At 53.5% G+C, this 24721-nt stretch carries 29 protein-coding genes and 1 other RNA gene; 13 read left to right on the top strand and 17 right to left on the bottom strand.

Annotated features, from left to right (window positions below):
- The first annotated feature begins 140 nt into the window (after nucleotides 1-140).
- Entirely contained in the window at nucleotides 141-980 is an 840-nt protein-coding gene (locus AAF463_RS14515) for a MurR/RpiR family transcriptional regulator (RefSeq protein ID WP_101763462.1), read from the top strand.
- 55 nt (nucleotides 981-1035) lie between these two features.
- Nucleotides 1036-1284 carry a YfhL family 4Fe-4S dicluster ferredoxin gene (locus tag AAF463_RS14520; protein ID WP_192232982.1) on the top strand — a complete coding sequence of 83 codons (249 nt, stop codon included), beginning with the start codon at nucleotides 1036-1038 and terminating at the stop codon, nucleotides 1282-1284.
- Here AAF463_RS14520 and acpS read toward each other — a convergent pair.
- From acpS to rpoE, 11 genes are all read right to left on the bottom strand, one after another.
- Nucleotides 1281-1661 (bottom strand): holo-ACP synthase, encoded by a 381-nt coding sequence (acpS, locus tag AAF463_RS14525; RefSeq protein ID WP_101763460.1) that lies wholly within the window; start codon nucleotides 1659-1661, stop codon nucleotides 1281-1283. The two genes, AAF463_RS14520 and acpS, sit on opposite strands and share 4 nt — an antisense overlap.
- Complete coding sequence (pdxJ, locus tag AAF463_RS14530) at nucleotides 1661-2392, bottom strand: pyridoxine 5'-phosphate synthase (protein WP_350260996.1); 732 nt, start codon at nucleotides 2390-2392, stop codon at nucleotides 1661-1663. The genes acpS and pdxJ overlap by 1 nt, the downstream gene beginning before the upstream one ends.
- Before the next feature lie 70 nt (nucleotides 2393-2462).
- Nucleotides 2463-3191: a DNA repair protein RecO gene (gene recO / locus AAF463_RS14535; RefSeq protein ID WP_008101510.1), complete on the bottom strand. Its 729-nt coding sequence runs from the start codon at nucleotides 3189-3191 to the stop codon at nucleotides 2463-2465.
- A 3-nt stretch (nucleotides 3192-3194) separates the two neighbouring features.
- Nucleotides 3195-4100 carry a GTPase Era gene (era, locus tag AAF463_RS14540; protein ID WP_008101512.1) on the bottom strand — a complete coding sequence of 302 codons (906 nt, stop codon included), beginning with the start codon at nucleotides 4098-4100 and terminating at the stop codon, nucleotides 3195-3197.
- 49 nt (nucleotides 4101-4149) lie between these two features.
- The gene (gene rnc, locus AAF463_RS14545) at nucleotides 4150-4830 is read right to left on the bottom strand and encodes a ribonuclease III (RefSeq protein WP_036620136.1); all 681 of its coding nucleotides are present in this window, start codon (nucleotides 4828-4830) and stop codon (nucleotides 4150-4152) included.
- Nucleotides 4831-4948: 118 nt separating this feature from the next.
- Nucleotides 4949-5920 carry a signal peptidase I gene (gene lepB, locus AAF463_RS14550; RefSeq protein ID WP_101763459.1) on the bottom strand — a complete coding sequence of 324 codons (972 nt, stop codon included), beginning with the start codon at nucleotides 5918-5920 and terminating at the stop codon, nucleotides 4949-4951.
- A 9-nt stretch (nucleotides 5921-5929) separates the two neighbouring features.
- Nucleotides 5930-7729: a translation elongation factor 4 gene (lepA, locus tag AAF463_RS14555; protein ID WP_101763458.1), complete on the bottom strand. Its 1800-nt coding sequence runs from the start codon at nucleotides 7727-7729 to the stop codon at nucleotides 5930-5932.
- Between the two features lie 218 nt (nucleotides 7730-7947).
- Nucleotides 7948-8412: a SoxR-reducing system protein RseC gene (gene rseC / locus AAF463_RS14560; protein ID WP_217548987.1), complete on the bottom strand. Its 465-nt coding sequence runs from the start codon at nucleotides 8410-8412 to the stop codon at nucleotides 7948-7950.
- Nucleotides 8409-9365 (bottom strand): sigma-E factor regulatory protein RseB, encoded by a 957-nt coding sequence (gene rseB, locus AAF463_RS14565; protein WP_110868278.1) that lies wholly within the window; start codon nucleotides 9363-9365, stop codon nucleotides 8409-8411. The genes rseC and rseB overlap by 4 nt, the downstream gene beginning before the upstream one ends.
- A complete protein-coding gene (rseA, locus tag AAF463_RS14570; protein ID WP_350260997.1) occupies nucleotides 9365-10021 on the bottom strand; it encodes an anti-sigma-E factor RseA in 657 nt (218 codons plus the stop codon). Before rseA ends, rseB begins: the two co-directional genes overlap by 1 nt.
- Before the next feature lie 27 nt (nucleotides 10022-10048).
- A complete protein-coding gene (gene rpoE, locus AAF463_RS14575) occupies nucleotides 10049-10627 on the bottom strand; it encodes an RNA polymerase sigma factor RpoE (protein WP_007886161.1) in 579 nt (192 codons plus the stop codon).
- 440 nt (nucleotides 10628-11067) lie between these two features.
- Between rpoE and nadB the strand changes: the two genes are divergently transcribed.
- On the top strand, nucleotides 11068-12705 hold the full coding sequence (gene nadB / locus AAF463_RS14580) for an L-aspartate oxidase (protein ID WP_101763455.1): 1638 nt from the start codon (nucleotides 11068-11070) through the stop codon (nucleotides 12703-12705).
- On the opposite strand, the gene AAF463_RS14585 is transcribed toward nadB, so the two are convergent.
- Entirely contained in the window at nucleotides 12671-13420 is a 750-nt protein-coding gene (locus AAF463_RS14585) for a tRNA1(Val) (adenine(37)-N6)-methyltransferase (protein ID WP_350260998.1), read from the bottom strand. The genes nadB and AAF463_RS14585 overlap by 35 nt on opposite strands.
- A 141-nt stretch (nucleotides 13421-13561) precedes the next feature.
- Between AAF463_RS14585 and srmB the strand changes: the two genes are divergently transcribed.
- Complete coding sequence (srmB, locus tag AAF463_RS14590; protein WP_137386305.1) at nucleotides 13562-14890, top strand: ATP-dependent RNA helicase SrmB; 1329 nt, start codon at nucleotides 13562-13564, stop codon at nucleotides 14888-14890.
- A 185-nt stretch (nucleotides 14891-15075) separates the two neighbouring features.
- Here the strand turns inward: srmB and grcA are convergent, their stop codons facing one another.
- Entirely contained in the window at nucleotides 15076-15459 is a 384-nt protein-coding gene (gene grcA / locus AAF463_RS14595; protein ID WP_008101535.1) for an autonomous glycyl radical cofactor GrcA, read from the bottom strand.
- A 265-nt stretch (nucleotides 15460-15724) separates the two neighbouring features.
- Here grcA and ung point away from each other — a divergent pair, with 265 nt between their 5' ends.
- The gene (gene ung, locus AAF463_RS14600) at nucleotides 15725-16402 is read left to right on the top strand and encodes a uracil-DNA glycosylase (RefSeq protein WP_008101537.1); all 678 of its coding nucleotides are present in this window, start codon (nucleotides 15725-15727) and stop codon (nucleotides 16400-16402) included.
- A gap of 46 nt (nucleotides 16403-16448) precedes the next feature.
- Here the strand turns inward: ung and grpE are convergent, their stop codons facing one another.
- Complete coding sequence (grpE, locus tag AAF463_RS14605; protein WP_101763451.1) at nucleotides 16449-17027, bottom strand: nucleotide exchange factor GrpE; 579 nt, start codon at nucleotides 17025-17027, stop codon at nucleotides 16449-16451.
- 122 nt (nucleotides 17028-17149) lie between these two features.
- Between grpE and nadK the strand changes: the two genes are divergently transcribed.
- The 3 genes from nadK to bamE all read left to right on the top strand — a co-directional run bounded on the left by nadK (nucleotide 17150) and on the right by bamE (nucleotide 20310).
- A complete protein-coding gene (gene nadK / locus AAF463_RS14610) occupies nucleotides 17150-18028 on the top strand; it encodes an NAD(+) kinase (RefSeq protein ID WP_061718023.1) in 879 nt (292 codons plus the stop codon).
- Between the two features lie 85 nt (nucleotides 18029-18113).
- A complete protein-coding gene (gene recN, locus AAF463_RS14615; protein WP_350260999.1) occupies nucleotides 18114-19775 on the top strand; it encodes a DNA repair protein RecN in 1662 nt (553 codons plus the stop codon).
- Between the two features lie 187 nt (nucleotides 19776-19962).
- Nucleotides 19963-20310: an outer membrane protein assembly factor BamE gene (bamE, locus tag AAF463_RS14620; protein WP_101763449.1), complete on the top strand. Its 348-nt coding sequence runs from the start codon at nucleotides 19963-19965 to the stop codon at nucleotides 20308-20310.
- Nucleotides 20311-20364: 54 nt separating this feature from the next.
- Here the strand turns inward: bamE and AAF463_RS14625 are convergent, their stop codons facing one another.
- Nucleotides 20365-20655 carry an RnfH family protein gene (locus AAF463_RS14625; protein WP_110868282.1) on the bottom strand — a complete coding sequence of 97 codons (291 nt, stop codon included), beginning with the start codon at nucleotides 20653-20655 and terminating at the stop codon, nucleotides 20365-20367.
- On the bottom strand, nucleotides 20648-21082 hold the full coding sequence (locus AAF463_RS14630) for a type II toxin-antitoxin system RatA family toxin (RefSeq protein ID WP_008101549.1): 435 nt from the start codon (nucleotides 21080-21082) through the stop codon (nucleotides 20648-20650). The genes AAF463_RS14625 and AAF463_RS14630 overlap by 8 nt, the downstream gene beginning before the upstream one ends.
- A gap of 159 nt (nucleotides 21083-21241) precedes the next feature.
- Between AAF463_RS14630 and smpB the strand changes: the two genes are divergently transcribed.
- The 3 genes from smpB (at nucleotide 21242) to AAF463_RS14645 (ending at nucleotide 23093) form a co-directional block, all read left to right on the top strand.
- Nucleotides 21242-21724 (top strand): SsrA-binding protein SmpB, encoded by a 483-nt coding sequence (gene smpB, locus AAF463_RS14635; protein ID WP_007886141.1) that lies wholly within the window; start codon nucleotides 21242-21244, stop codon nucleotides 21722-21724.
- A gap of 44 nt (nucleotides 21725-21768) precedes the next feature.
- Nucleotides 21769-22131: a transfer-messenger RNA gene (ssrA, locus tag AAF463_RS14640) on the top strand.
- A gap of 107 nt (nucleotides 22132-22238) precedes the next feature.
- Nucleotides 22239-23093 (top strand): PA4780 family RIO1-like protein kinase, encoded by an 855-nt coding sequence (locus AAF463_RS14645; RefSeq protein ID WP_309833593.1) that lies wholly within the window; start codon nucleotides 22239-22241, stop codon nucleotides 23091-23093.
- On the opposite strand, the gene AAF463_RS14650 is transcribed toward AAF463_RS14645, so the two are convergent.
- Nucleotides 23060-23227 (bottom strand): hypothetical protein, encoded by a 168-nt coding sequence (locus AAF463_RS14650; protein WP_192411362.1) that lies wholly within the window; start codon nucleotides 23225-23227, stop codon nucleotides 23060-23062. The two genes, AAF463_RS14645 and AAF463_RS14650, sit on opposite strands and share 34 nt — an antisense overlap.
- Before the next feature lie 224 nt (nucleotides 23228-23451).
- On the opposite strand from AAF463_RS14650, the gene AAF463_RS14655 reads away from it, so the two are divergent.
- A complete protein-coding gene (locus tag AAF463_RS14655; protein WP_110868297.1) occupies nucleotides 23452-23808 on the top strand; it encodes a hypothetical protein in 357 nt (118 codons plus the stop codon).
- A 122-nt stretch (nucleotides 23809-23930) separates the two neighbouring features.
- A complete protein-coding gene (locus AAF463_RS14660; protein WP_008101584.1) occupies nucleotides 23931-24590 on the top strand; it encodes an epoxyqueuosine reductase QueH in 660 nt (219 codons plus the stop codon).
- Nucleotides 24591-24721: the final 131 nt, after the last annotated feature.

Below are 24721 nucleotides of genomic sequence, written 5' to 3' on the forward strand. Positions count from 1 at the left end.
TTTCTGCACTACAGTGTAGCCAGCTTCGGCGTTCAGGGCGAAAGCTGCTATTTTTAATTCCAGTGACTACAATGCCATTTGAATAGTTTATTCTTCGCGTTTACGCGCTGTTTGCGGATAAAGGAATTAAGGATCGAACCATGAGTTCATTGCTGCGCATTCGTCAGCTCTACCCTCGACTGGCGCTAAATGAGCGCCGGCTGGCGGATTTTTTGCTGTCGCAGCCGGATCGTGCACGGCATCTCAGTTCACAAAAACTCGCTGAGGAATCGGGCGTTAGCCAGTCCAGCGTGGTGAAGTTTGCCCAGAAGCTGGGCTACAAAGGATTTCCAGCGCTGAAGCTGGCGCTGAGCGAATCGATGGCCGATCGCGATGCGATTACCGTGCATAACCATATTCTCAGCGACGATCCGCTGAAAGTGGTCGGCGAAAAGCTGCTGACCGAAAAGATCTCGGCGATCCGCGCCACGCTGGACATCAACAGCGAAGAGAAGCTGCTGCAAACCTTGCAGCTGCTGAAAAATGCCAATCGGATTTTGCTGGTTGGCATCGGCGCGTCCGGTTTAGTGGCGAAAGATTTTTCGTGGAAGCTGATGAAGATCGGCATCAATGCGGTGGCGGAGCAGGATATGCACGCTTTGCTCGCCAGCGTGCAAGCGATGGCGCCGGGCGATGTGCTGCTGGCGATTTCCTATACTGGCGAACGTCGCGAAATCAATCTGGCGGCGCAGGAAGCGGCGCAGGTCGGTGCCGATGTGCTGGCCTTTACCGGCTTTACGCCGAATGCTCTGCAGCAGTGCGCCACGGTTTGCCTCTACACCGTGGCGGAAGAGCAGAGCACGCGCAGTGCGGCGATCTCGTCGACCAGCGCGCAGCTGGCGTTGACCGATCTGCTGTTTATGGCGCTGGTACAAAACGATCCTGAACGCGCCTCCAGCCACATTCGCCACAGCGAAGCGTTGGTGAAAAAGCTGGTCTGATGAGATCAGGCGCGTATAATACCCGCGCCTTTTCTGCTGTTATTGGACTTCTGCTATGGCCTTGCTCATCACCACCAAATGCATCAATTGCGATATGTGCGAACCTGAATGCCCAAACCAGGCAATCAGCTTAGGTGACGCGATCTATGAAATTGATGTCGACCGCTGCACCGAGTGCGTGGGCCATTATGATATGCCGACCTGCCAAAGCGTCTGTCCGATTGATAACACCATCATTACCGATCCACAGCACCCGGAAAGCCGCGAGGCGCTGTGGGAGAAGTTCGTGGTGTTGCACCCTTAGTTCTCGATAATCACCGTTGCGCAGGCGTAATGGCGTTCATCCGCTAACGTCACATGCACATGCTTCACGCCGAGCTGGCTGGCGATCACCCTGGCCTGCTCAAAGAAACGTAATCCCGGTTTGCCCAGCGCATCGTTGTACACTTCGAACTGATTGAAGGCCAGGCCACCGCGAATGCCGGTGCCAAACGCTTTCGCTGCCGCCTCTTTCACCGCAAAACGCTTAGCCAGAAAGCGCACCGGTTGCTGGTGCGCCTGATATTGCTGCCACTCGGCTTCGCTTAATACGCGACGCGCCAGACGGTCGCCGGAGCGCTCAATGACGCCAGCAATGCGCTCGATCTCTACGATATCGCTGCCGAGCCCGAGAATCGCCATTAGCGACGCGCTTCCCGCATCAGCAGCTTCATTTCGCTGACCGCATCGGCCAAACCGCTGAATAGCGCGCGGCCAATAATCGCATGGCCAATATTCAGCTCATGCATCTCCGGCAATTCAGCAATCGGCTGCACGTTGTGGTAAGTCAAACCGTGGCCGGCATTCACTTTCAGGCCGAGGCTGGCGGCGAAAGTCGCGGCTTTGCGGATGCGCGACAGCTCAGCCTGGCGCGCGAGACCTTCGGGCGCTTCGGCATAGGCACCGGTGTGAATTTCGATATAAGGCGCGCCGCTGGCAACCGCCGCTTCAATCTGGCGGTGATCGGCATCGATAAACAGTGACACCAGAATGCCGGCGTCGCTTAACAGGCGCACCGCAGCATTGATTTTATCCTGCTGACCCGCCACATCCAGCCCGCCTTCGGTGGTCACTTCCTGACGCTTTTCCGGCACCAGACAAACGAAGTGCGGCTTGATTTCACAGGCAATGTCGATCATCTCGTCCGTTACCGCCATCTCCAGATTCATGCGCGTCTGGATGGTGTCACGCAAAATGCGTACATCACGATCGGTGATGTGACGGCGATCTTCACGCAGATGCACGGTAATGCCGTCAGCGCCGGCATGCTCAGCAACAAACGCGGCCTGCACCGGATCGGGATAGTTTGTACCACGTGCGTTACGTACGGTGGCAATGTGGTCAATGTTGACGCCTAACAGCAACTCAGCCATGACAATCCTTAAATGTGTTCAGTGTGTTTGCAGTGTACCGCGCTGAATATATCAGGCGGTACGACCAGCGCTAGTCGTTTGCCACATCGGGTTTCTTTTTTGGCACAAACTGGCGAAACAGTTCCTGACTCTTCAGCGGCTTGCCGCCAAGATAGGGTTTGAGCGCCATACGCGTAAAGCGTTTGGCGGCGCGCAGGGTATCGGCATCGGGGAATTCGCGCTCCCATAACGCACGCAGCTGGCGGCCGGTAAAGCTGCGTTGATTGACCACCAAACTGGCGATAAAACCCTTCTCTTCCCGGTAGCTGTAGGTCATGCCATCAGCCACCTCTTCGCCGCTGCCGGCACAGTGCAGAAAATCCACGCCGTAACCGAGATGCCCGAGCAGCGCCAGCTCAAAACGGCGCAGCGCCGGTTCAGGCGAGCCGTTGCCTGCCGCCAGCGTTTGGATGCAATTCAGGTAATCAAAGAACATATCAGAGAAGGGAATTTGCTGCTCCAGCACGCGCGACAGCAGCTCGTTGACGTAGAGCCCGCAATAGAGCGTAATGCCGCTGAGCGGCAATGCCAGCGAAACGGCTTCGGCATTGCGCAGCGTTTTGACATCACCGCGTCCACCCCAGCGCACCAGCAGTGGCGTAAAGGGTTGCAGTGCACCTTTTAGTTGGGAGCGGCGCGAGCGGGCGCCTTTGGCAAGGACGCGGACGCGCCCTTCGCTTTCGCTGAACAGATCGAGGAGTAGGCTGGTTTCGCTGTAAGGGCGACTATGCAGCACAAAGGCGCGTTGCCAGCCTTCCATTATTTAACCTTCGTCAGAGTAACCTAAGCTGCGCAGCGCACGTTCATCGTCCGCCCAGCCCGATTTCACTTTAACCCACAGTTCGAGATGCACTTTCGCTTCAAACATCTCTTCCATGTCTTTACGCGATTCAATGCCGATGGTTTTGATCTTGGCGCCTTTATTGCCGATGACCATTTTCTTCTGGCCTTCACGCTCAACAAGGATCAGGCCATTGATGTCGTAGCCGCCGCGATCGTTCGAAACAAACTGCTCAATTTCGACGGTAACGGAGTAAGGCAGTTCTGCACCCAGGAAGCGCATTAACTTTTCACGGATGATCTCAGACGCCATAAAGCGCTGCGAGCGGTCGGTGACATAATCTTCCGGGAAATGATGCTCAGATTTTGGCAGGCATTTGCGCGCAATCGCCGCAATCGCGTCGACATTTTTGCCGCTTTCCGCTGAGATAGGAACGATTTCAAGGAAGTTCATCTGCTGGCTAAGGAACTGCAGATGCGGTAACAGAATGCTCTTGTCCTGGATGTTGTCGACTTTATTGATCGCCAATACCACCGGAACTTTGTTATCACGCAGCTTGTTGAGCACCATCTCGTCGTCTGGTGTCCAGCGCGTGCCTTCAACCACAAAGATCACCAGCTCAACGTCACCAATGGAGCTGCTGGCGGCACGGTTCATCAGGCGGTTGATCGCCCGTTTCTCTTCCATGTGCAGCCCTGGCGTATCCACGTAGATCGCCTGATAAGCGCCTTCGGTGTGGATGCCCATAATACGGTGACGCGTGGTTTGCGGCTTGCGCGACGTGATCGACACTTTCTGCCCCAGCAACTGGTTCAGCAAAGTGGATTTACCGACGTTTGGTCGGCCTACAATCGCGACAAAGCCGCTATATGTTTCGAGTTCGCTCATTCGAGTCCTGACTTGGGCAGCGCCGCTTTCGACGCTGCAATGTGACTATTTATTCGAGGCCAAGCTTAATTAACGCCTGTTCGGCGGCTGCTTGCTCGGCTTTACGGCGGCTGGAGCCAATGCCCACCACCGGTTCTGCCATGCCACTCACCTGACAGTGAATGGTGAATTCCTGATCGTGGGCTTCGCCACGCACCTGCACCACCAAATACGACGGCAGCGGCAGATGACGTCCCTGCAAATACTCCTGCAGGCGCGTTTTCGGATCTTTTTGCTTATCGCCCGGACTGATCTGTTCCAGTCGTGAGTGATACCAGTCGAGAATTAACTTTTCGACGGTTTGAATGCTGCTATCGAGGAAGATGCCGCCAATTAAGGCTTCAACGGTATCCGCGAGGATCGATTCACGACGGAAACCGCCGCTTTTCAGCTCGCCCGGGCCGAGGCGTAAACATTCGCCAAGGTCGAACTCTCGCGCCATCTCTGCCAGCGTATTGCCGCGCACCAGCGTGGCACGCATACGGCTCATGTCGCCTTCATCCACACGCGGGAAGCGGTGATAGAGCGCATTGGCAATCACGTAGCTGAGAATAGAATCGCCAAGAAATTCAAGACGTTCATTGTGTTTGCTACTGGCGCTACGATGCGTCAGTGCCTGCTGCAATAAATCCGGATGAGTAAAAGTGTAGCCCAGTTTGCGCTGCAGCTTGTTAATGACGATGGGGTTCATGCTATTCCAGTTGTTCTGTGCGCCTATCACTGCATACGAAACAGGGCTGAGGTTCCAACCTGGTCTGTTTCGTGTGCACTGGCCTCCCGAAAGAGAGGCCAACCTTTTTTGAAGCTAATTAGTGAATCCCACCAATGCGGCTAAAGCGCACGCCGGTCGGCCACTGTCCTTCTTGTTTCTCGAAGCTCATCCAGATGGCTACCGCTTTGCCGACCAGATTCTTCTCGGGCACAAAGCCCCAGTAGCGGCTGTCAGCGCTGTTATCGCGGTTATCACCCATCATGAAATATTGCCCTTGCGGCACAATCCAGGTCGATTGCGGCTGGCCCGGCTGCTGATAATACATGCTTGCCTGACTTTGCGCTTCGTTTACCAGCAAGATATCGTGCGTTACGTTGCCCAATGTCTCTTTGCGGGTGCCGAGACGCAGGCCGCCCTTCATGGTTTCGCCCTGCGGCGCCTGGAAGAAGCCGTTGCCAGTTTCATTGCCATCAAAGCCGCTGAAGGTTTGAATGAAGTTGCTTGGCTCAACGTTAGTGTAAGTCACTGGCAGCGCCGTGTCGCAACTGCCGCTGCTGCAACCCGGATTGATGGTCAGGGTTTTGCTGTAAGGATCAAACACCACTTTATCGCCCGGCAAGCCAATCACGCGCTTGATGTAGTCCACGCTGGGATCTTTCGGGTATTTGAATACCGCGACATCACCGCGCTGCGGATGGCCAGTTGGGATCAGTGTGGTTTGGGTAATCGGATCTTTAATACCGTAAGCAAACTTCTCCACGAGGATGAAGTCACCAATCAGCAGCGTTGGCATCATTGAGCCCGATGGAATCTGGAACGGCTCAAAAATAAACGAACGCACGATCAACACCACCGCCAGCACCGGGAACACCGATGCGGTGGTTTCAACCCAACCCGGCTGCGCGGCTACTTTCGCCAGCGTTTTACTGTCGAGTGCGTTGCCGGCCTGCGCTTGCGCGGCAGCCTGCTTCGCACGACGCGCCGGTGCCCATTTAAAGCGATCGATACACCAGATAACGCCAGTGATCAGCGTTGCGATCACTAAAACCAGGGCGAACATGTTAGCCATTAAAAATCCTTATTTGCTGTCTTTACCGACATGCAGAATGGCAAGGAATGCTTCCTGTGGCAGCTCAACGTTGCCGACCTGCTTCATTCGCTTCTTACCGTCTTTCTGCTTCTGCAACAGTTTCTTCTTACGGCTCACGTCACCGCCATAGCATTTCGCCAGGACGTTTTTACGCAGCTGTTTTACCGTTGAGCGAGCGATAATGTGGTTGCCGATTGCCGCCTGAATCGCAATATCGAACTGCTGACGTGGGATCAGATCTTTCATCTTCTCCACCAGGTCGCGGCCACGATATTGTGAGTTATCACGGTGAGTAATCAGCGCCAGCGCATCAACACGTTCTGAGTTAATCATCACGTCGACACGCACCATGTCAGAGGTCTGGAAACGTTTGAAGTTGTAATCCAGCGAAGCATAACCGCGCGAGGTTGATTTCAGACGGTCGAAGAAGTCAAGAACCACTTCCGCCATCGGAATCTCATACGTCAGCGCAACCTGCTTGCCGTGGTAAACCATGTTGGTTTGCACGCCACGTTTTTCAATACACAGCGTAATGACGTTGCCGAGGAACTCCTGCGGCAGCAGCATGTGACACTCAGCAATCGGCTCACGCAGCTCGGCAATATTATTCAGCGGTGGCAGCTTCGACGGGCTATCAACATAGATAGTTTCACCGTCGGTGGTTTCCACTTCATACACTACGGTTGGTGCAGTGGTGATCAGATCCAGATCGTATTCACGCTCCAGACGTTCCTGAATGATCTCCATGTGCAGCAGACCAAGGAAGCCGATGCGGAAACCGAAGCCCAGCGCCGTTGAGCTCTCTGGCTCGTAGAACAGTGACGCATCGTTCAGGCTCAATTTGCCCAGCGCATCACGGAACGCTTCATAGTCGTCAGAACTGATTGGGAACAGACCGGCGTAAACCTGTGGCTTCACTTTCTTGAAGCCAGGTAACACTTTCTCCGCCGGATTGCGCTGCAAGGTTAGCGTATCGCCCACCGGTGCGCCGAGGATGTCTTTAATCGCACACACCAGCCAGCCTACTTCACCGCAGTTCAGCTCGTTGCGATCAACACGCTTCGGCGTGAAGATGCCGAGACGGTCAGCGTTGTAGCTTTGACCGGAGCTCATGACTTTAACTTTGTCGCCTTTACGCAGCGTGCCGTTCTTAATACGAATCAGCGATACTACGCCAAGGTAGTTATCGAACCAGGAATCGATGATCAGCGCCTGCAGCGGGCCTTCCGGATCGCCTTCTGGCGGCGGGATGTCACGCACCAGACGTTCCAGCACGTCGGGCACGCCGACGCCGGTTTTCGCCGAGCAACGCACCGCATCGGTGGCGTCAATGCCGACGATATCTTCAATCTCTTCCGCTACGCGTTCTGGATCGGCGGCAGGCAGGTCGATTTTGTTCAGTACCGGTACCACTTCCAGATCCATTTCCATTGCGGTGTAGCAGTTTGCCAGCGTCTGAGCTTCAACGCCCTGCCCTGCATCGACCACCAGCAATGCTCCTTCACACGCCGCCAGCGAGCGGGAAACTTCATAGGAGAAGTCAACGTGACCGGGAGTATCGATAAAATTGAGCTGGTAAGTTTCACCGTCCTGCGCTTTGTAATCGAGCGTCACGCTCTGCGCTTTAATGGTAATGCCGCGCTCGCGTTCCAGATCCATGGAATCCAGAACCTGCGCCGCCATCTCACGATCGCTCAGGCCACCACAAATTTGAATCAAACGGTCAGAGAGCGTTGATTTGCCGTGGTCAATGTGAGCGATGATGGAGAAATTTCGTATGTGCTTCATTTATATGAATATCTTCACGTAGAAAATCAGTGGGAAACTTGAGCACGAACACATTCAGGAAAGTGAGCTTAACCCGGAACCCTGTCGGCCTCATTAATGACGACGCATATTACACTGTTAACGCCGCGCGTTAAAGAATGGAACTGTGGGGAATCGCAACAGATTTCAGCGGTTAAGCTGATTGGGAAAGGCCGCATCAAACGCGGCCTGGACGGGGATCAAGCTTCGCTTTCCACGCGCAACGCATCAGGCGGTAACGCAACGCTGAGAATCACCGGCTGGAAAGCCTGGCGATCGCCGAAGAGTTTGGATACCCCTTTCGCCACGATAAAGCCGCCAATGCCGCCCAACAGCGCGCCACAGGCCGCAGCCAGATCGCTGGCGAACAGCATCTGGAAGATGCCAGCCACTAAAAACAGGCCAAACAGCGGCGTCATGTAAACCAGCAAGGCAGAGCCCAGCAGGCTGCTTTCGCGGATGCCTAACTCAATGCGCTGGCCGGGTTGTAACGGCTCCGCACTGGCGATAGTCATCACGTGGGCATTTTTCGGCCCCAGCTGATTAAGCGCATGGCTGCCGCAGCCTTTACGCGCCGAGCAGCTGTTACAAGACGTTTTCGCTTCCGTGTGCAGAGTGGCAATGCCTTCTTTCCACGCCACCACGGTGGCCCATTCTTTCATCATTTTGGTGAACCCGAATCTATGCTGTCCGCAATACGTTTGGCAGTGGCTGGCGGTAACTCGCCCACCACCGTGATTTCGTTATTATTGCGCACTTCTGTCTGCACCGTGCGACGTCCAGTGCGCAATGCCTGCACGCTGCTGCTTTTATCTGCTGGCGTAACATTAATGGCAAAGCTAAACAGGCCATCGCTGTACAGGCGCGATTCGACAGTTTTGTTCATCGACGGAATATCGCGGCGACTTTGTGAGATCAGTTTCATGCCCGCCGGAAGCCAGTTTGGCTGCCAGCTGAGTTCCACTTTGTCACCGGCCGGTAACGACAGCGATGGCGGCAAGTTGGCCTTCTCCAGCCCTTGCATCAGGTTGCGTACGCCTTCATCGACGGCAAAGCTGATGACGCGGAACTGTTCCAGCGTTTCACCGTCCCGATCAAGCAGATCGATGCGCAGCGGCAATTTAGTGTCCACATCCAGCCACACAACATAGCTGTAACGCGTGCCATCACGTGACACGATGCGCACCACTTCGCACATCTGATCGGCCATGCGCGAACGGCCCACCGGAATGAAATCGTAGGCCTCACCCAAACGGGAGAAGTCGGCGAACATCAAACCAGGTAAAGCATCGATAATGTGATTGCCCGGCAGCGAGAAGGGATCTAATCCCGGCTCGAAATAGCTGATGTCGTTTCCGCGCTGAATCACTTCACGGCGCGGCCCGTCCATCTGCAACAGTTGGGCGAAGATACGATTGTCGATAACCGCGTGACGATAACGCAGAGATTCAATGCCGAGACGCGAGACATTGATGTAGGCAAATTCGTAGTTGAGGTTCTGGCTTGCCTGCTCCATCTGTTGCAACAACGCCCCGGACGCAGAGGTCTGCGCCGAGGCGATAGATGAGCAAAACAGGCTGCCTGCCAGCAGGCTAACGGCACACCAAAGCTGCTTCATTACTGCTGCTGAGTTCCTAACGACTGATTTCCGGGAACATTAGCCTGAGCCTGTTGCGGATCGTTTTTCTCAAACTGAACCTGATCGGCATGCAGACGACGTTGCAGTTCATAATCCTGCAGCATGGCATTCACGCGGCGACGCTGTTCCTGCACCTGCTGATTAGAGCTGTTGGTATCAAAAGCTTCAGAAGGCACGCCTAAGCTCACAGGAGACGCTTTACCCATCATCGGCAAGGTGTTGAATGCCGGTGAATCAGACGCTTCAGTCGCGCTGCCGGTTGGAGAGCTGTTGTAGTGCTGAACACCGACAATCACCGCCAGTGAGACGCACGCAGCAACACCAATTTGCGTCAGCTGTGCCGCCCAACTGCCACCACGACGCCAGAACGGCATCTTCTCGTAGCGTGACGGTTCAGGCTGCGCTTCAGGGATCAGCGAAGTGACTTTGCGTGCCGGCTCGTTTTCGATGGCCGCCGCCACACGTGCGGAGATATCAAAATGCAGCACTTCTCCGATATCACCGCGTAAGGTGTCGCGAATGAGATGGTAGCTTTCCCAGCTGTGCTGAAGATCCGCATCCTTCGACAACGATGCCAACAGCTCGTTATCTAAAGTTTCACCATCCATTAAAGCGGAAAGTTTTTCTTTCTGCATGCCTTGGTACCCTTCCAGTAGCCGTTATCACTGACGTTGGATAAGCGGTTGAACTTTATTATCAATAGCCTCTCGTGCACGGAAGATACGCGAACGTACGGTACCGACCGGACAATCCATGATGACGGCAATCTCTTCGTAACTCAGACCATCCAATTCCCTGAGGGTGATGGCCATACGAAGATCTTCGGGAAGCGCCTCAATGGTACGAAAGACGATTTGTTTCAGTTCTTCAGACAACATTAAGTTCTCAGGGTTCGAAATTTCTTTCAGTGCACCCGCACTTTCGAAATTTTCCGCATCGATAGCATCCACATCACTGGATGGCGGACGTCGCCCCTGAGCAACCAGATAATTTTTCGCTGTGTTTACCGCGATGCGGTACAGCCATGTATAAAAGGCGCTGTCGCCACGGAACGATTCCAGTGCGCGATACGCTTTAATAAACGATTCCTGAACCACATCAGGCACATCGCCTGACGGAACATAGCGTGAAACCAGGCTCGCCACTTTATGCTGGTATCGAATCACCAGTAAATTAAAGGACTTTTGATCTCCCTTCTGAACCCGCTCAACGAGAACCTGATCCGTTAACTGCTCGCTCATCCGAGGTAATATCTCCCCAAAACTTTTTTATGCGTAAGTGAACTGCCAGCACATCTCATTATTCTGAGCAAGCATGCGCTTAGAGTGGCCCTTTGGCCCGAAGTTCACTACGACCAGAATTTTCCGTATCGGAACCACGACATCATTGTTGTTGATTGTCTTTCAGTGTAGCGACTTGCCACGCTGGTGGTGTCTTTTGCGGCACCGATAATCGCTGGCAGAGTACCTTATGACGCCGTCATTTTCACCTTTATTCCCTGAATTTTCAGAGTGTTTGATATAAAAAACACATTGTGCTCAATTTCAGAGTTAACTCACTGAATTCACGCTACTATCTCTACCCGCTGAATAATTTTTCCGCGCAGTTGGTTCAAAATACTTCACAGCACCCCCATCACGGCTTATGCTCAAGCCACCTTTTGTTTAGTAAATTAAACATCATGACTTCTCTCCCGGAATATCAGTGTGATGTCCTCATCGTCGGCAGCGGTGCGGCAGGTTTATCGTTAGCGCTGCGCTTAGCGCCGCATTATCAGGTTACCGTGCTGAGTAAAGCGCAGGTGAATGAGGGCTCAACGCTGTATGCGCAGGGCGGGATTGCGGCGGTGTTTGATGAAACGGATAGCATCGAATCACACGTTGAAGACACGCTGGTTGCGGGCGCCGGCTTGTGCGACCGCGATACGGTGAGCTTTATCGCCAGCAACGCGCGTCACTGCGTGCAGTGGCTGATTGATAACGGCGTTGCCTTCGATAAAGAGCCGCAGGCTGAGGGTGAAGCGCGTTACCACCTCACGCGCGAAGGTGGGCACAGCCATCGCCGCATTCTGCATAGCGCCGATGCCACTGGCCGCGCGGTGGAAACCACGCTGGTAAGCCAGGCGCTGAGCCATCCTAACATCCGAATTATTGAACGCACCAATGCGGTGGATTTGATCCTTTCCGATAAGCTTGGCCTGCCCGGCAAGCGCCGCGTAGTTGGCGCGTGGATCTGGAACCGTAAACGTGAACAGGTGGAAACCTGCCGCGCGCGCGCCGTGGTGTTAGCCACCGGCGGCGCAGCGAAAGTCTATCAGTACACCACCAATCCGGACGTGGCCTCTGGCGATGGCATTGCCATGGCGTGGCGCGCCGGTTGCCGCGTAGCGAACCTCGAATTTAATCAATTCCATCCCACCTGTTTATTCCATCCACAAGCGCAAAACTTCCTGCTGACTGAAGCGCTGCGCGGTGAAGGTGCCTGGCTGTTGCGTCCTGACGGCACTCGCTTTATGCCTGACTTTGATGAGCGTGCCGAGCTGGCACCGCGCGATATTGTGGCGCGCGCCATTGACCATGAGATGAAACGGCTGGGCGTCGATTGCATGTATCTCGACATTAGCCACCAGCCGGAAAGCTTTGTGCGCGCGCACTTCCCGATGATTTACGAAAAATTGCTGACCTTTGGCCTCGATCTCACTAAACAGCCGATTCCGATTGTGCCAGCCGCGCATTACACTTGCGGCGGCGTGATGGTCGATCAGCAAGGCCGTACAGATGTTGACGGACTGTATGCGATTGGCGAAGTGAGCTACACCGGCTTACATGGCGCAAACCGCATGGCGTCCAACTCCCTGCTCGAGTGCCTGGTTTACGGTTGGTCTGCTGCTGAAGATATGATCGCCCGCTTGCCGGACATCGCGGCGGTAGAACATCTGCCCGCGTGGGATGAAAGCCGCGTTGATGATGCCGATGAGCGCGTAGTAATCCAGCATAACTGGCATGAACTGCGATTATTCATGTGGGATTACATGGGAATTGTGCGTACTACCAAGCGTCTGGAGCGCGCACTGCGGCGCATTAATTTGCTGCAACAGGAGATTGACGAGTACTACGCGCACTTCCGCCTCTCTAACAATCTTCTTGAGCTGCGCAATCTGGTGCAGGTCGCCGAACTGATGGTGCGCTGTGCGCTGGAGCGCAAGGAGAGCCGAGGGTTACACTTTACCCTCGACAATCCCGATCTGCTGGATGAAGCGTTACCGACCATCCTGCAGCCCGAAGCTAGCGGAACAGGTAAAAGTCTTTCACCAGGCTGAGCCAGTCGGCTGAATAGCTTTTATCTTCATCACGAATGGCGAGACGTTCCAGCAAGGTTTCGCCGGCGGAGGGAGAAAAACCTAACACCACGCGATTCGGCGGGCGCTGCGCATAGGCGGCGACATCGTAGCGATAACGCAAATGCCAGCCATCCGCCAGCGCCAGTGAAATCAATGCTTCGCCAGCTTCAGCCGGCAGCACCACGCAAAATAGCCCTTCTTCTTCAATCAACTGGGCGGCACAACGCAGCAGCGTCAGATGGTCGAGCGTGGCGGTGCTGCGCGCGGTATCGCGCGCGACACTGCCGCTTGCCATACCGGGCGCGAAAAAAGGTGGATTACTGACGATGAGCGAGAAGCGTTTTTCACACTGTTCGCTCCAGCTGACAATATCCTGATGGTGGACGTGGATGCGATCCGCCCACGGCGAAGCCTGCATATTTTCCTGCGCCTGCTGCGCTGCGCTGGCTTCCAGTTCGACGGCATCAATCTCTACCGAATCTGCTGTACGTTGCGCCAGCATCAGCGCAATCAAGCCACTGCCGCAGCCAATATCGAGGACGCGACGCGCGCCGGCTACTGGCGCCCAGGCCCCGATTAACACGCCATCGGTGCCGACTTTCATCGCACAGCGATCGTGCGCCACGAAAAATTGCTTAAAGGTAAAACCGTCTTTTCTTAACGTCGGCCGCGCGTGCGGCTGGTCCTGAGACATACTTCACTACCATTGAATTTTTTACTGCCGGAAGTGTAACGTGGTGGCGATGGGAATTCACCTGCGCCGGTAATACCTACACAAACAGATGAAGATTATATTCGTTCTGTCTATAATCAGCGCCCCAAACTGAGGTAGACCATGACCGTAACCACATTCTCCGAACTCGAACTCGACGAAAGCCTGCTACAAGCTTTGCAGGAAAAAGGCTTCACTCGCCCTACTGTTATTCAGGCCGAGACCATTCCTGCCGCGCTGGAAGGCCGTGACGTTCTGGGTTCGGCTCCAACCGGGACGGGGAAAACTGCAGCGTTTTTGCTGCCCGCTTTACAGCATTTGCTCGATTTCCCGCGCAAGAAATCAGGCCCACCACGCATTCTGATCATCACCCCAACGCGCGAACTGGCGATGCAGGTTGCCGATCACGCGCGCGAGCTGGCTAAACACACGCATCTGGATATCGCCACCATCACCGGGGGCGTGGCGTATATGAACCATGCCGAAGTGTTCAGTGAAAACCAGGACATCGTCGTCGCGACCACCGGCCGTTTGCTGCAGTACATCAAAGAAGAGAACTTTGACTGCCGCGCCGTAGAAACGCTGATTCTCGATGAAGCTGACCGCATGCTCGATATGGGCTTTGCGCAGGACATCGAAACCATCGCCGCAGAAACCCGCTGGCGCAAACAGACGCTGCTGTTCTCGGCGACGCTGGAAGGTGAGCACATCAAAGACTTCGCCGAGCGTTTGCTCAACGAGCCTGTGTTTATTGAGGCCGACCCAAGCAAAAGCGAACGCAAAAAAATCCAGCAATGGTATTACCGCGCCGATAATTTAGAGCATAAGAATAAGCTGCTGATTCACCTGTTGAAACAGCCAGATGCCACGCGCGTCATTGTATTTGTGCGCAAACGTGAGCGCCTGCATGAGCTGGTTACCTGGCTTCATGAAGCGGGCATCCGCACCAGCTATCTCGAAGGCGAAATGGTGCAGGTCAACCGTAACGAAGCCATCAAGCGTATGAATGATGGCCGCGTAAAGGTGATGATTGCCACCGACGTTGCTGCGCGCGGTATCGACATCGACGATATCTCGCACGTGATTAACTACGATTTGCCGCGCACCGCAGATACCTATCTGCACCGTATCGGTCGTACCGCGCGTGCGGGCCGTAAAGGTACCGCGATCTCGCTGGTTGAAGCGCACGATCACGTGCTGCTGGGCAAAATCACCCGTTACATCAACGAGCCGTTAAAAGCGCGCGTGATTGATGAGCTGCGTCCAGAAAGCCGTGCGCCAAGTGCTAAAGTGACGGGAAAACCGTCGAAAAAAGCACTTGCGAAGCGTCAAGAGCGTAAAGAGAAAGAACAAGAGAAACCGCGCGTCAAGCAACGTCATCGCGATACCAAAAATGTGGGTAAACGCCGCAAGCCAAGCGGTAGCGATGCACCAAAGTCTGGTGCGGAATAAAACAGCACTCGCTGTAATTAATCGCCTCTTTTGAGGCGATTTTTTTGTTTTAAGCGTAGCGAAAACGCGCTTTCGCTATCATCCGCCCTGTAGACCGTTCTTTTAAACTCGCCAGATAAAAAAAGCCGCGCCAATCAACATTGGCGCGGCTTGTATTGCTGTGTGTCTTTTCGTCAGCGCTGCAATTACAGGCTTTCGGTGAATGTACGTGTAATCACGTCACGCTGCTGCTCTGGCGTCAGCGCGTTAAAGCGCACGGCATAGCCAGATACGCGAATGGTCAACTGCGGATATTTTTCCGGATGATTGACGGCATCTTCCAGCGTTTCGCGGCGCAGCACGTTAACGTTCAGGTGCTGACCACCTTCGATGCGCACCTGCGGTTTCTGCTCAAGTGGAATTTCACGGTAAGCGATTTCGCCGAGATCGCTGATAGCAACAACCTGATCTTCTGCGAAATCCCCTTTGGCGCACAGGCAGCGCGCTTCGGCTTTATCATCGTCCAGCAGCCAGAATGAGTTCAATAGCTGTGGATTATTTGCCTGAGTAATTTGAATACCGGTAATCATAGTAAGTCTCCAGGGCTTTACGCTGTCGCAACTGGGCAGCGAGGTTCATAAGGTTTTGGAATGCTGTGGTATATCACTGCAGGAAAAGCGCCGTTTTGACCTGTATCAATTTCGTCCAGTCACGATTACACGCTCAAAACCTAACAAATTGATTCATAACAACTTCGCTAATTAAAATTTTACGTAAATATTCAAATTATTTTTACCCTTCTGCTGTTGAGTCCGACACGTTAAGCTAGGCGCACTATTTTGCAGGGAGTCAACGATGGCTGAGAAGCTGACCTGGCACGACGTGCTGGCTGAAGAGAAAGAGAAACCTTACTTCGTGGAAACGCTGAAAGCGGTGGCCAATGAACGTGCTGCCGGCGTAACGGTGTATCCGCCGCAGAAGGATGTGTTTAATGCCTTTCGGCTGACCGAACTGGGCGATATCAAAGTGGTGATTTTGGGGCAGGATCCCTATCACGGACCGAATCAGGCGCATGGTCTGGCTTTTTCCGTTCTGCCCGGCGTGGCGATCCCGCCATCATTACTGAATATGTACAAAGAGCTGGAGCAAGATATGCCTGGCTTTGTGCGTCCTACGCACGGTTTTCTCGAAAGCTGGGCAACACAAGGCGTGATGCTGTTAAACACCGTGTTAACGGTGGAAGCCAGTAAGGCGCATTCGCACGCGCGCTTTGGCTGGGAAACCTTTACCGATAACGTCATCAGCGCCATCAATCAGCATCGCGAAGGGGTAATTTTCTTGCTGTGGGGTTCGCATGCGCAGAAGAAAGGCAGCATCATTGATACGCAACGTCATCATGTATTGAAAGCGCCGCACCCTTCTCCGCTCTCCGCGCATCGTGGCTTTTTTGGCAGTAAACACTTCTCGCAGGCGAATGCGCTGCTCAGTCAATCGGGCCAGTCACCGATTGACTGGATGCCGGTGTTGCCTTAATAAACAAACGGCCGCATTAAGCGGCCGTTGTTATTACAGCGACAGATTAGCCTTTGGCTTTGGTCACTGCCACCATCGCCGGACGCAGCAGGCGACCATTGAGGGTGTAACCGCGCTGCATTACCATCAGCACGTGATTTGGCGCCATATCTTCTGATTCCATCATCGACATCGCCTGATGGATCTCTGGATTGAATGGCACATTGGTTTCGCCCACCACTTCCACGCCAAACTTACGCACCGCGCCCAGCAGCGACTTCAGCGTCAGCTCGATACCTTCGATCATCGAAGCCAGTTCAGCGTTCTCTTTGTCTGCCACTTCCAGCGCGCGCTCCAGGCTATCGATCACGGGCAGCAGCTCGTTGGCAAATTTCTCCAGCGCAAATTTATGCGCTTTTTCCACGTCCATTTCAGTACGGCGACGAATATTTTCGATCTCCGCCTGCGCACGCAGCTGTGCATCACGCACGCCGGTTTGCGACACGGCTAACTCGGCTTCCAGTTGCGCGATACGCTCATCACGCGGATCCACCTCAGCGGTTGTCTCTGCGTCCACGTGCTGCTGATCCTGTTGAATTTCGTCTGAGACTTGCTCGTTTGGGGTGTTCTGTTCTTTACTACTCATGAATTTCTCCGCGTTTTGCACATTCATCTCGCTGGTTGGCTTATTATGGGGATCAGTTTGACGGTTTCAAGTAAACCCATCACATTGCCTGGCCGTTTTGGCTTATAAGGAACTCGCGCTAAATGAACAAACACTTTAACTGCATCGGGATTGTCGGCCATCCGCGCCATCCTACTGCGTTAACCACCCATGAAATGCTCTGGCGCTGGCTAACGGCAAAGGGTTATGAGGTGATTGTCGAGCAGCAGATTGCGCGCGAACTGGATTTGAAAAATGCCCAAACCGGCAGCCTTGCGGATATTGGTCAACGCGCTGATTTAGCTGTGGTGGTTGGTGGCGATGGCAACATGCTTGGTGCTGCCCGTGTGCTGGCGCGCTATGACATCAAAGTGATTGGCATCAACCGTGGCAACCTCGGTTTTCTCACCGATCTCGATCCGGACAATGCGCAACAGCAGCTGGACGATGTGCTGCAGGGCGATTACTTCGTCGAGAGCCGCTTCTTGCTGGAGGCGCAGGTGTGCAAAGAAGCGTGCTCGCCGCGCATTGGTAGCGCCATTAATGAAGTGGTGCTGCATCCCGGTAAAGTTGCGCATATGATTGAATTCGAAGTCTATATTGATGAGGTGTTTGCCTTTTCACAGCGTTCCGATGGTTTGATTATCTCCACACCGACCGGCTCCACCGCCTATTCGCTTTCGGCGGGCGGCCCTATTCTGACGCCGTCGCTGGATGCGATTACGCTGGTGCCCATGTTCCCGCATACGCTTTCTGCGCGTCCGCTGGTCATCAACAGCAGCAGCACCATCCGCCTGCGTTTTTCTTCCCTGCGCAGCGATCTCGAGATCAGTTGCGACAGCCAGATTGCCTTGCCAATTCAGGAAGGTGAAGATGTCCTGATCCGCCGTAGCGCCAATCATCTCAATCTTATCCATCCTAAAAATTACAATTATTTTAATACCTTAAGTTCAAAGTTGGGCTGGTCTAAAAAATTGTTCTGAAAATCAGCGCTGACTACTTTACTGTATAAAAAACCAGGATATACTGTACGTAAAACCATATCTGTTTTTACATACAGGTGATTCTATGCTGGCACAACTGACCATCAGTAACTTTGCTATCGTTCGTGAACTGGAGATCGATTTTCATCGTGGTATGACGGCGATCACGGGTGAAACCGGCGCAGGTAAATCTATCGCCATCGATGCGTTGGGCCTGTGTCTGGGCGGCCGCGCTGAAGCAGATATGGTGCGTCAGGGTGCCAGCCGCGCTGATATCTGCGCCCGCTTCCAGCTCAAAGCTTCGCCTTCCGCACAACGCTGGCTGGTGGAGAATCAGCTGGATGAGGGCAATGAGTGTCTGCTGCGGCGTGTGATTAGCGCGGATGGTCGTTCGCGTGGCTTTATCAACGGCACATCGGTGCCGCTGTCGCAGTTGCGTGAACTGGGCCAGTTGCTGATTCAGATTCACGGCCAGCATGCTCACCAGTTGCTGCTCAAATCCGATCACCAAAAACATCTGCTGGATGCGTATGCAGCCCACGATGATTTGCTGTCTGAAATGCGCCAGCACTATCAGCGCTGGCATCAGAGTTGCCGCGCGCTGGCACAGCATCAGCAGCTTTCGCAAGAGCGTGAATCCCGTCGCGAGCTACTGCAGTATCAGTTGAAAGAACTCAATGAATTTGCCCCGCAGTTGGGCGAATTTGAACAGATTGATGAAGATTATAAACGCCTGGCGAACAGCGGCCAGTTGCTGTCCACTAGCCAGCAAGCGCTGCAAATTCTCGCCGATGGGGATGACACCAACCTGCAGAGCCTTCTTTATAGCGCTCGTCACATGCTGGGCGAACTGGTGACGCTGGATAATAAAGTCAGCGGCGTGTTCAATCTGCTGGAGGAAGCCGCAATTCAACTCAGTGAAGCCAGCGATGAACTGCGTCACTACTGCGAACGCCTGGATCTCGATCCCAATCGCCTGCATGAGCTGGAGCAACGTCTGTCACGGCAGATTGCTTTGGCGCGTAAGCACCATGTCGCACCTGAAACCTTGCCGGTGCTTTATCAGCAGTTGCTTGATGAAGCGGAACTGCTTTCGCAGCAAGAGAGCGATCAGGAAACTTTGCAGTCTGAAGTTGTCGCTCACCACAAAGCCGCGTTAGTCAGCGCTGAAAATCTGCATCAACTGCGCGAGCATTCCGCTCAAGAATTGAGCCAGCTAATTACGCAAAGCATGCGCACGCTGGCAATGCCGCACGGCCAGTTTGCCATTGTGCTGGAGTTCAATGCCGATCAACTCACCGCAGATGGTGCAACGCGCATTGATTTCCGCGTTACGACGAACCCAGGCCAGCCGCTCCAGCCGCTGGGCAAAGTGGCATCCGGCGGTGAGCTGTCGCGTATCGCTCTGGCGATTCAGGTGATTACCGCACAGAAAATGGAAACACCGGCAATGATCTTCGATGAAGTAGATGTTGGCATCAGCGGCCCAACCGCCGCTGTTGTCGGCCAAATGCTGCGTCAGCTGGGCGAGTCAACGCAGGTGATGTGTGTCACGCACCTGCCGCAGGTTGCCGGCTGCGGTCATCAGCACTTTTACGTCAGCAAAGAGACCGATGGTGCGATGACAGAAACGCATATGCAGCCGCTGGATAAACGCGCGCGTCTGCAAGAGTTGGCGCGTTTGCTGGGCGGCAGCGAGGTGACGCGCAACACGCTGGCCAATGCTAAAGAACTTTTAGCCGCCTGATACCGCACTTTTTTCCCGGCTGGTGGTCATATGCTTGCTCTGTAGAGGTTTCAAATAGCGAAAAGGTTTATTATCATCGGTAGTTATGTCGTCTGAGTAATAAAGCCTGCCGCAGGCAGAGTTCAGAATTTGATGGCAAAAAAATAGCCTGCTGAAAGGCGTTTGGCCCCAGAAAAGGAATGTATAGATGCGCTGTAAAACGCTGACTGCCGCGGCAGTAGTAATGTTGATGATGACCGCTGGATGTTCCACCCTTGAGCGCGTTGTGTATCGTCCGGATATCAATCAGGGGAATTACCTGGTCGCCAACGATGTGTCGAAAATTCACAACGGCATGACGCAGCAGCAGGTTGCCTACACGCTCGGTACGCCGATGATGCGCGATCCGTTTGGCAGCAACGTTTGGTATTACGTGTTCCGCCAGGAACCAGGCCATGAAGGTGTGAAACAGCAAACGCTGACGCTGACCTTTGACAGCAACGGAACGCTGACTAACATCGACAATAAGCCGAAGCTCTCAGGCAAAGAAGGCTAAGTGAACGGCAATAAAAAAGGCGCTTAAGCGCCTTTTTTCGTTTTTACATTCCGACTATTTCTTCTCAGCTGACCGCTCTGCGCGTTGACGCCGTAACTCTTTCGGGTCGGCAATCAGCGGACGATAGATCTCAATGCGATCACCATCCTGGACGGCATCACCCAATTTTACCGGGCGGCTATAAATCCCAACCTTATTCGAGTTCAGGTCAATATCTTTACGCAGTGACAGCAACCCCGAAGCCTTGATCGCTTGCTCAACGGTTGCGCCTTCTTCAAGCGTTACGGCACGCATATACTGCTTGTCTGGCAGTGCGTAAACCACTTCCACGCTGATATCAGGCACGATAAACCTCTTTTGCGCGCTGACTGAACGCCTGCACCATGCTATTTGCCAGCTCTTTAAAGATGCGGCCGAACGCCATTTCTACCAGCATATTGGTGAACTCAAAATCGAGGTTCAACTCAACCTTGCAGGCATCATCACCTAATGAAGTGAAATGCCAGCCGCCGGTCAATTTACGAAACGGGCCATCAACCAACTGCATCAATATGCTTTGGTTGCTGATCAGCGTGTTGCGCGTAGTGAAAGTTTTACTGATGCCCGCTTTCGAGACATCAACGGCCGCGGTCATTTGATCTCCGCTGTTATCCAGCACGCGACTGCCGGTGCAGCCCGGCAGAAACTGAGGATAAGCATCCACGTCATTCACAAGACGGTACATCTGTTCAGCGCTATAAGGGACCAGCGCTGAACGACTAATCTGGGCCATAATGGTTCCTGTTCATCACAAAACCATTGAATAATACCATTTTCAGTCACCAAACAAAAATTCACGGCTTTGCTTGCTGTGCTAAAATGGAGTGTTTTTTACCGCCCTGCAGGACAGGGGATGCGCCCATAAACTGAGTGATGTAGACTACGCCGCACTATGACAAAGAAAAAAGTTAACAAACCCGGTTCAGCCACTATTGCCCTCAATAAACGCGCACGTCATGAATACTTCATTGAAGAAGAGTTCGAGGCGGGTATGTCGTTGCAAGGATGGGAAGTCAAATCACTCCGTGCCGGTAAGGCTAACATCAGCGATAGCTACATTCTGTTGCGCGATGGTGAAGCTTACCTGTTCGGCTCTACTTTCCAGCCGCTGGCGGTTGCTTCGACGCATGTGGTGTGTGATCCCACGCGAAGCCGCAAGCTGCTGCTGAAACAACGCGAACTCGATTCGCTGTACGGTCGCGTCAACCGCGAAGGTTTTACCGTGGTTGCGCTGTCGATGTACTGGAAAAATGCCTGGGCCAAACTGAAAATCGGTGTGGCGCGCGGTAAGAAAGAGCACGACAAGCGTGACGACGTGAAAGAGCGCGAATGGAAGATGGACAAAGCGCGCATTATGAAGAATTCAAAGCGTTAAGCGCTGGATTTTGGCGTCGCTTGTCTGTAGTATTGAAATTTCTTGGGGCTGATTCTGGACTCGACGGGATTGTGAAGCCTTAGGAGCATGCCGAGGGGCGGTTTGCCTCGTAAAAAGCCGCAAAAAAATAGTCGCAAACGACGAAAACTACGCTTTAGCAGCTTAATAACCTGCTTTGAAGCCCTCTCTCCCTAGCTTCCGCTCTTAAGACGGGGATCAAGAGAGGTCAAACCCAAAAGAGATCGTGTGGATGCCTTGCCTGGGGTTGAAGCACTAAATCTAATCAGGCTAGTTTGTCAGTGGCGTGTCTGTCCGCAGCTGGCCGGCGAATGTAAAGACTGACTAAGCATGTAGTGCCGACGGTGTAGTAATTTCGGACGCGGGTTCAACTCCCGCCAGCTCCACCAAAATTCTCCATCGATGATCACCAGAGTCATTCGATGAAGTCCTAAGAGCCCGTATGGCGCAAGCCTTACGGGCTTTTTTGTATCTGGACTCTTTCAAGGCGACTCGCATGAAAATCCCAAACCGACTCCAGCCTCTCGTTGATGATGGCCTGGTAGATGAAGTACTACAAAGACTAAGAAGCGGCAAAGAAGCTGACGTTTATACCGTGTTAACGGGCGGCAAAATCCAGTGTGCCAAAGTGTACAAGGACGCCACACAACGAAGTTTCAAGCAGGCTGTGCATTATCAGGAAGGGCGCAAAGTGCGCAACAGCCGTAATTCACGTGCGATGCAAAAAGGGTCGAAATTCGGGCGCAAGCAGCAAGAAGAGACCTGGCAAAGCGCGGAAGTTGATGCGTTATTCCGCCTGGCGCATGCTGGCGTACGCGTCCCGCAGCCCTACATTTGCATCGACGGCGTTTTGTTGATGGAGCTGGTCACAGACGCAGAAGGTCTGGTTGCGCCACGCCTGAGCGATGTGTTCCTGACTGAAGAGAACGCCCTGAAGGATTTCGATACCATGATCCGCAATATCGTGCGCATGCTGTGCGCCGGCATTGTTCATGGCGACCTGTCGGAATTCAACGTGCTGCAGGATGCCAACGGACCGGTGATTATCGACTTGCCACAAGCGGTTGATGCCGCGGCAAACAACCACGCTGAATCGATGTTTGAGCGCGATGTGAACAACATCACCGCCTATTACGGGCAATATGCTCCGCAGATTTTGCAAACGCGCTATGCGAAAGAGATCTGGCAGTTATATGAAGATGGAAAGCTGACGCCAGAAACGCCGCTCACCGGTCTCTTCGTAGAAGAGGTGCATGAAGTGGATATGAACTCATTGATGGATGAGATCATCGCCGCCGAAGATGAGTTCTATGATCGTCAGCGCGCCGCTAAAGAGCGCGACGAAGAGTAGAGGCGGCTCCACAGCTCAGGCAGGCTGGCGATAAACGCCTCGACTATCGCGTGTTTATTGCCACCCGGATTCCACAACGTTACCAGCGTAACGTTCAATCCCTGATTGCCAACCTCGGTACGCAACCGTTGCACGTTGCGCCACTGCTATGCTGCGCCAGACAGATAGCAGATTAATATTGCAGAGCCACAGCTCAGGTGGCTCTTATCCCTTCCTGCAACAACCTAAAATGCTATCTACTGGTGATTTTGCCAGCGAAACTAGACCTTTTTCATTCCTGGTTTATTCTTAAATCTTTCCATCCCGGCCTGTGCCAGGATGATTACCTGAGACGACATATTTCATGAAAGAGGGAATTATGAAAAAGACCATTATTGCACTGTCAGCCATTCTGATGGCATCTTCGGCTTTTGCCGCGACCACACATGCAACTGATGAAACTGTCGCTAACGCGCAGGCCGGTGCGAATACCGCTAAAGAAAAACTGCATCAGGCGCAGAACGAAGGTAAAGAGCAGCAGCTGAAAGCGAAGCATGCGGCAGAAGGCAAAAGCGATAACCTGACCAGCAAAGCCAGCGAAGGTACGCAGAAAGCCTGGAACAAAACCAAAGAAGGTTCTGAGAAAGGTTGGGATGCCACCAAAGAAGGCACGCAGAAAGGCTGGAATAAAACCAAAGAAGGTGCCAGCGATCTGAAAAAGAAAGTGACTGAATAAGGTTCGTCGCTCAATCCAGAGGCCGCGTTTGCGGCCTTTTTTATTGTCTGTTTTCCTCAACTTTGCATCTTTAACGCTATCCCCTTAGACTTTACCCAACACTCCATTAACCAATTATGCTCATGTCTGACACCTTTACCCGCCAGCCGCTGCCCTTGCCCAACGGTCATAACAAAGTCCTGTTGCACTCCTGCTGTGCGCCCTGCTCGGGCGAAGTGATGGAAGCAATGCTGGCTTCCGGCATCGATTACACCATCTTCTTCTACAACCCAAACATTCATCCGCTGAAAGAGTATGAGCTGCGTAAAGAGGAGAATATCCGCTTTGCCGAGCAGTTTGGCGTGCCCTTTGTTGATGCCGATTACGACAAAGACAATTGGTTTGAGCGGGCGCGTGGCATGGAGTGGGAACCGGAACGTGGCGTGCGCTGCACCATGTGTTTCGACATGCGCTTTGAACGCACCGCGCTGTATGCACATGAAAACGGTTTCCCGGTGATCACCAGTTCACTCGGCATTTCGCGCTGGAAGAATATGCAGCAGATTAACGATTGCGGCGTGCGCGCGGCGGCGCACTATCCCGATATGCTCTACTGGGAATTTAACTGGCGGAAAGGTGGCGGCTCGTCACGCATGATTGAGATCAGCAAGCGCGAACGTTTCTATCAGCAGGAGTATTGCGGCTGCATCTATTCGCTGCGCGACAGCAATCGCCATCGTGTAGCTAGCGGCCGCGAGCGCATTGAGATCGGCGTGCAGTATTATCAGCCCGACGAAGAGTAAAGAAAAGGGCAGGAAATCCTGCCCTTTTTTCATTAACGAAACACCAGCGTTAACACCACCATGACAACCATCATCATTATCAGGTGAAACACCACCTTATTGAGATTGCGGTTACGCATTTCACCTCCATG

It is taken from the genome of Pantoea sp. BJ2 (genome assembly GCF_040255075.1).
GTDB lineage: Bacteria > Pseudomonadota > Gammaproteobacteria > Enterobacterales > Enterobacteriaceae > Pantoea > Pantoea leporis.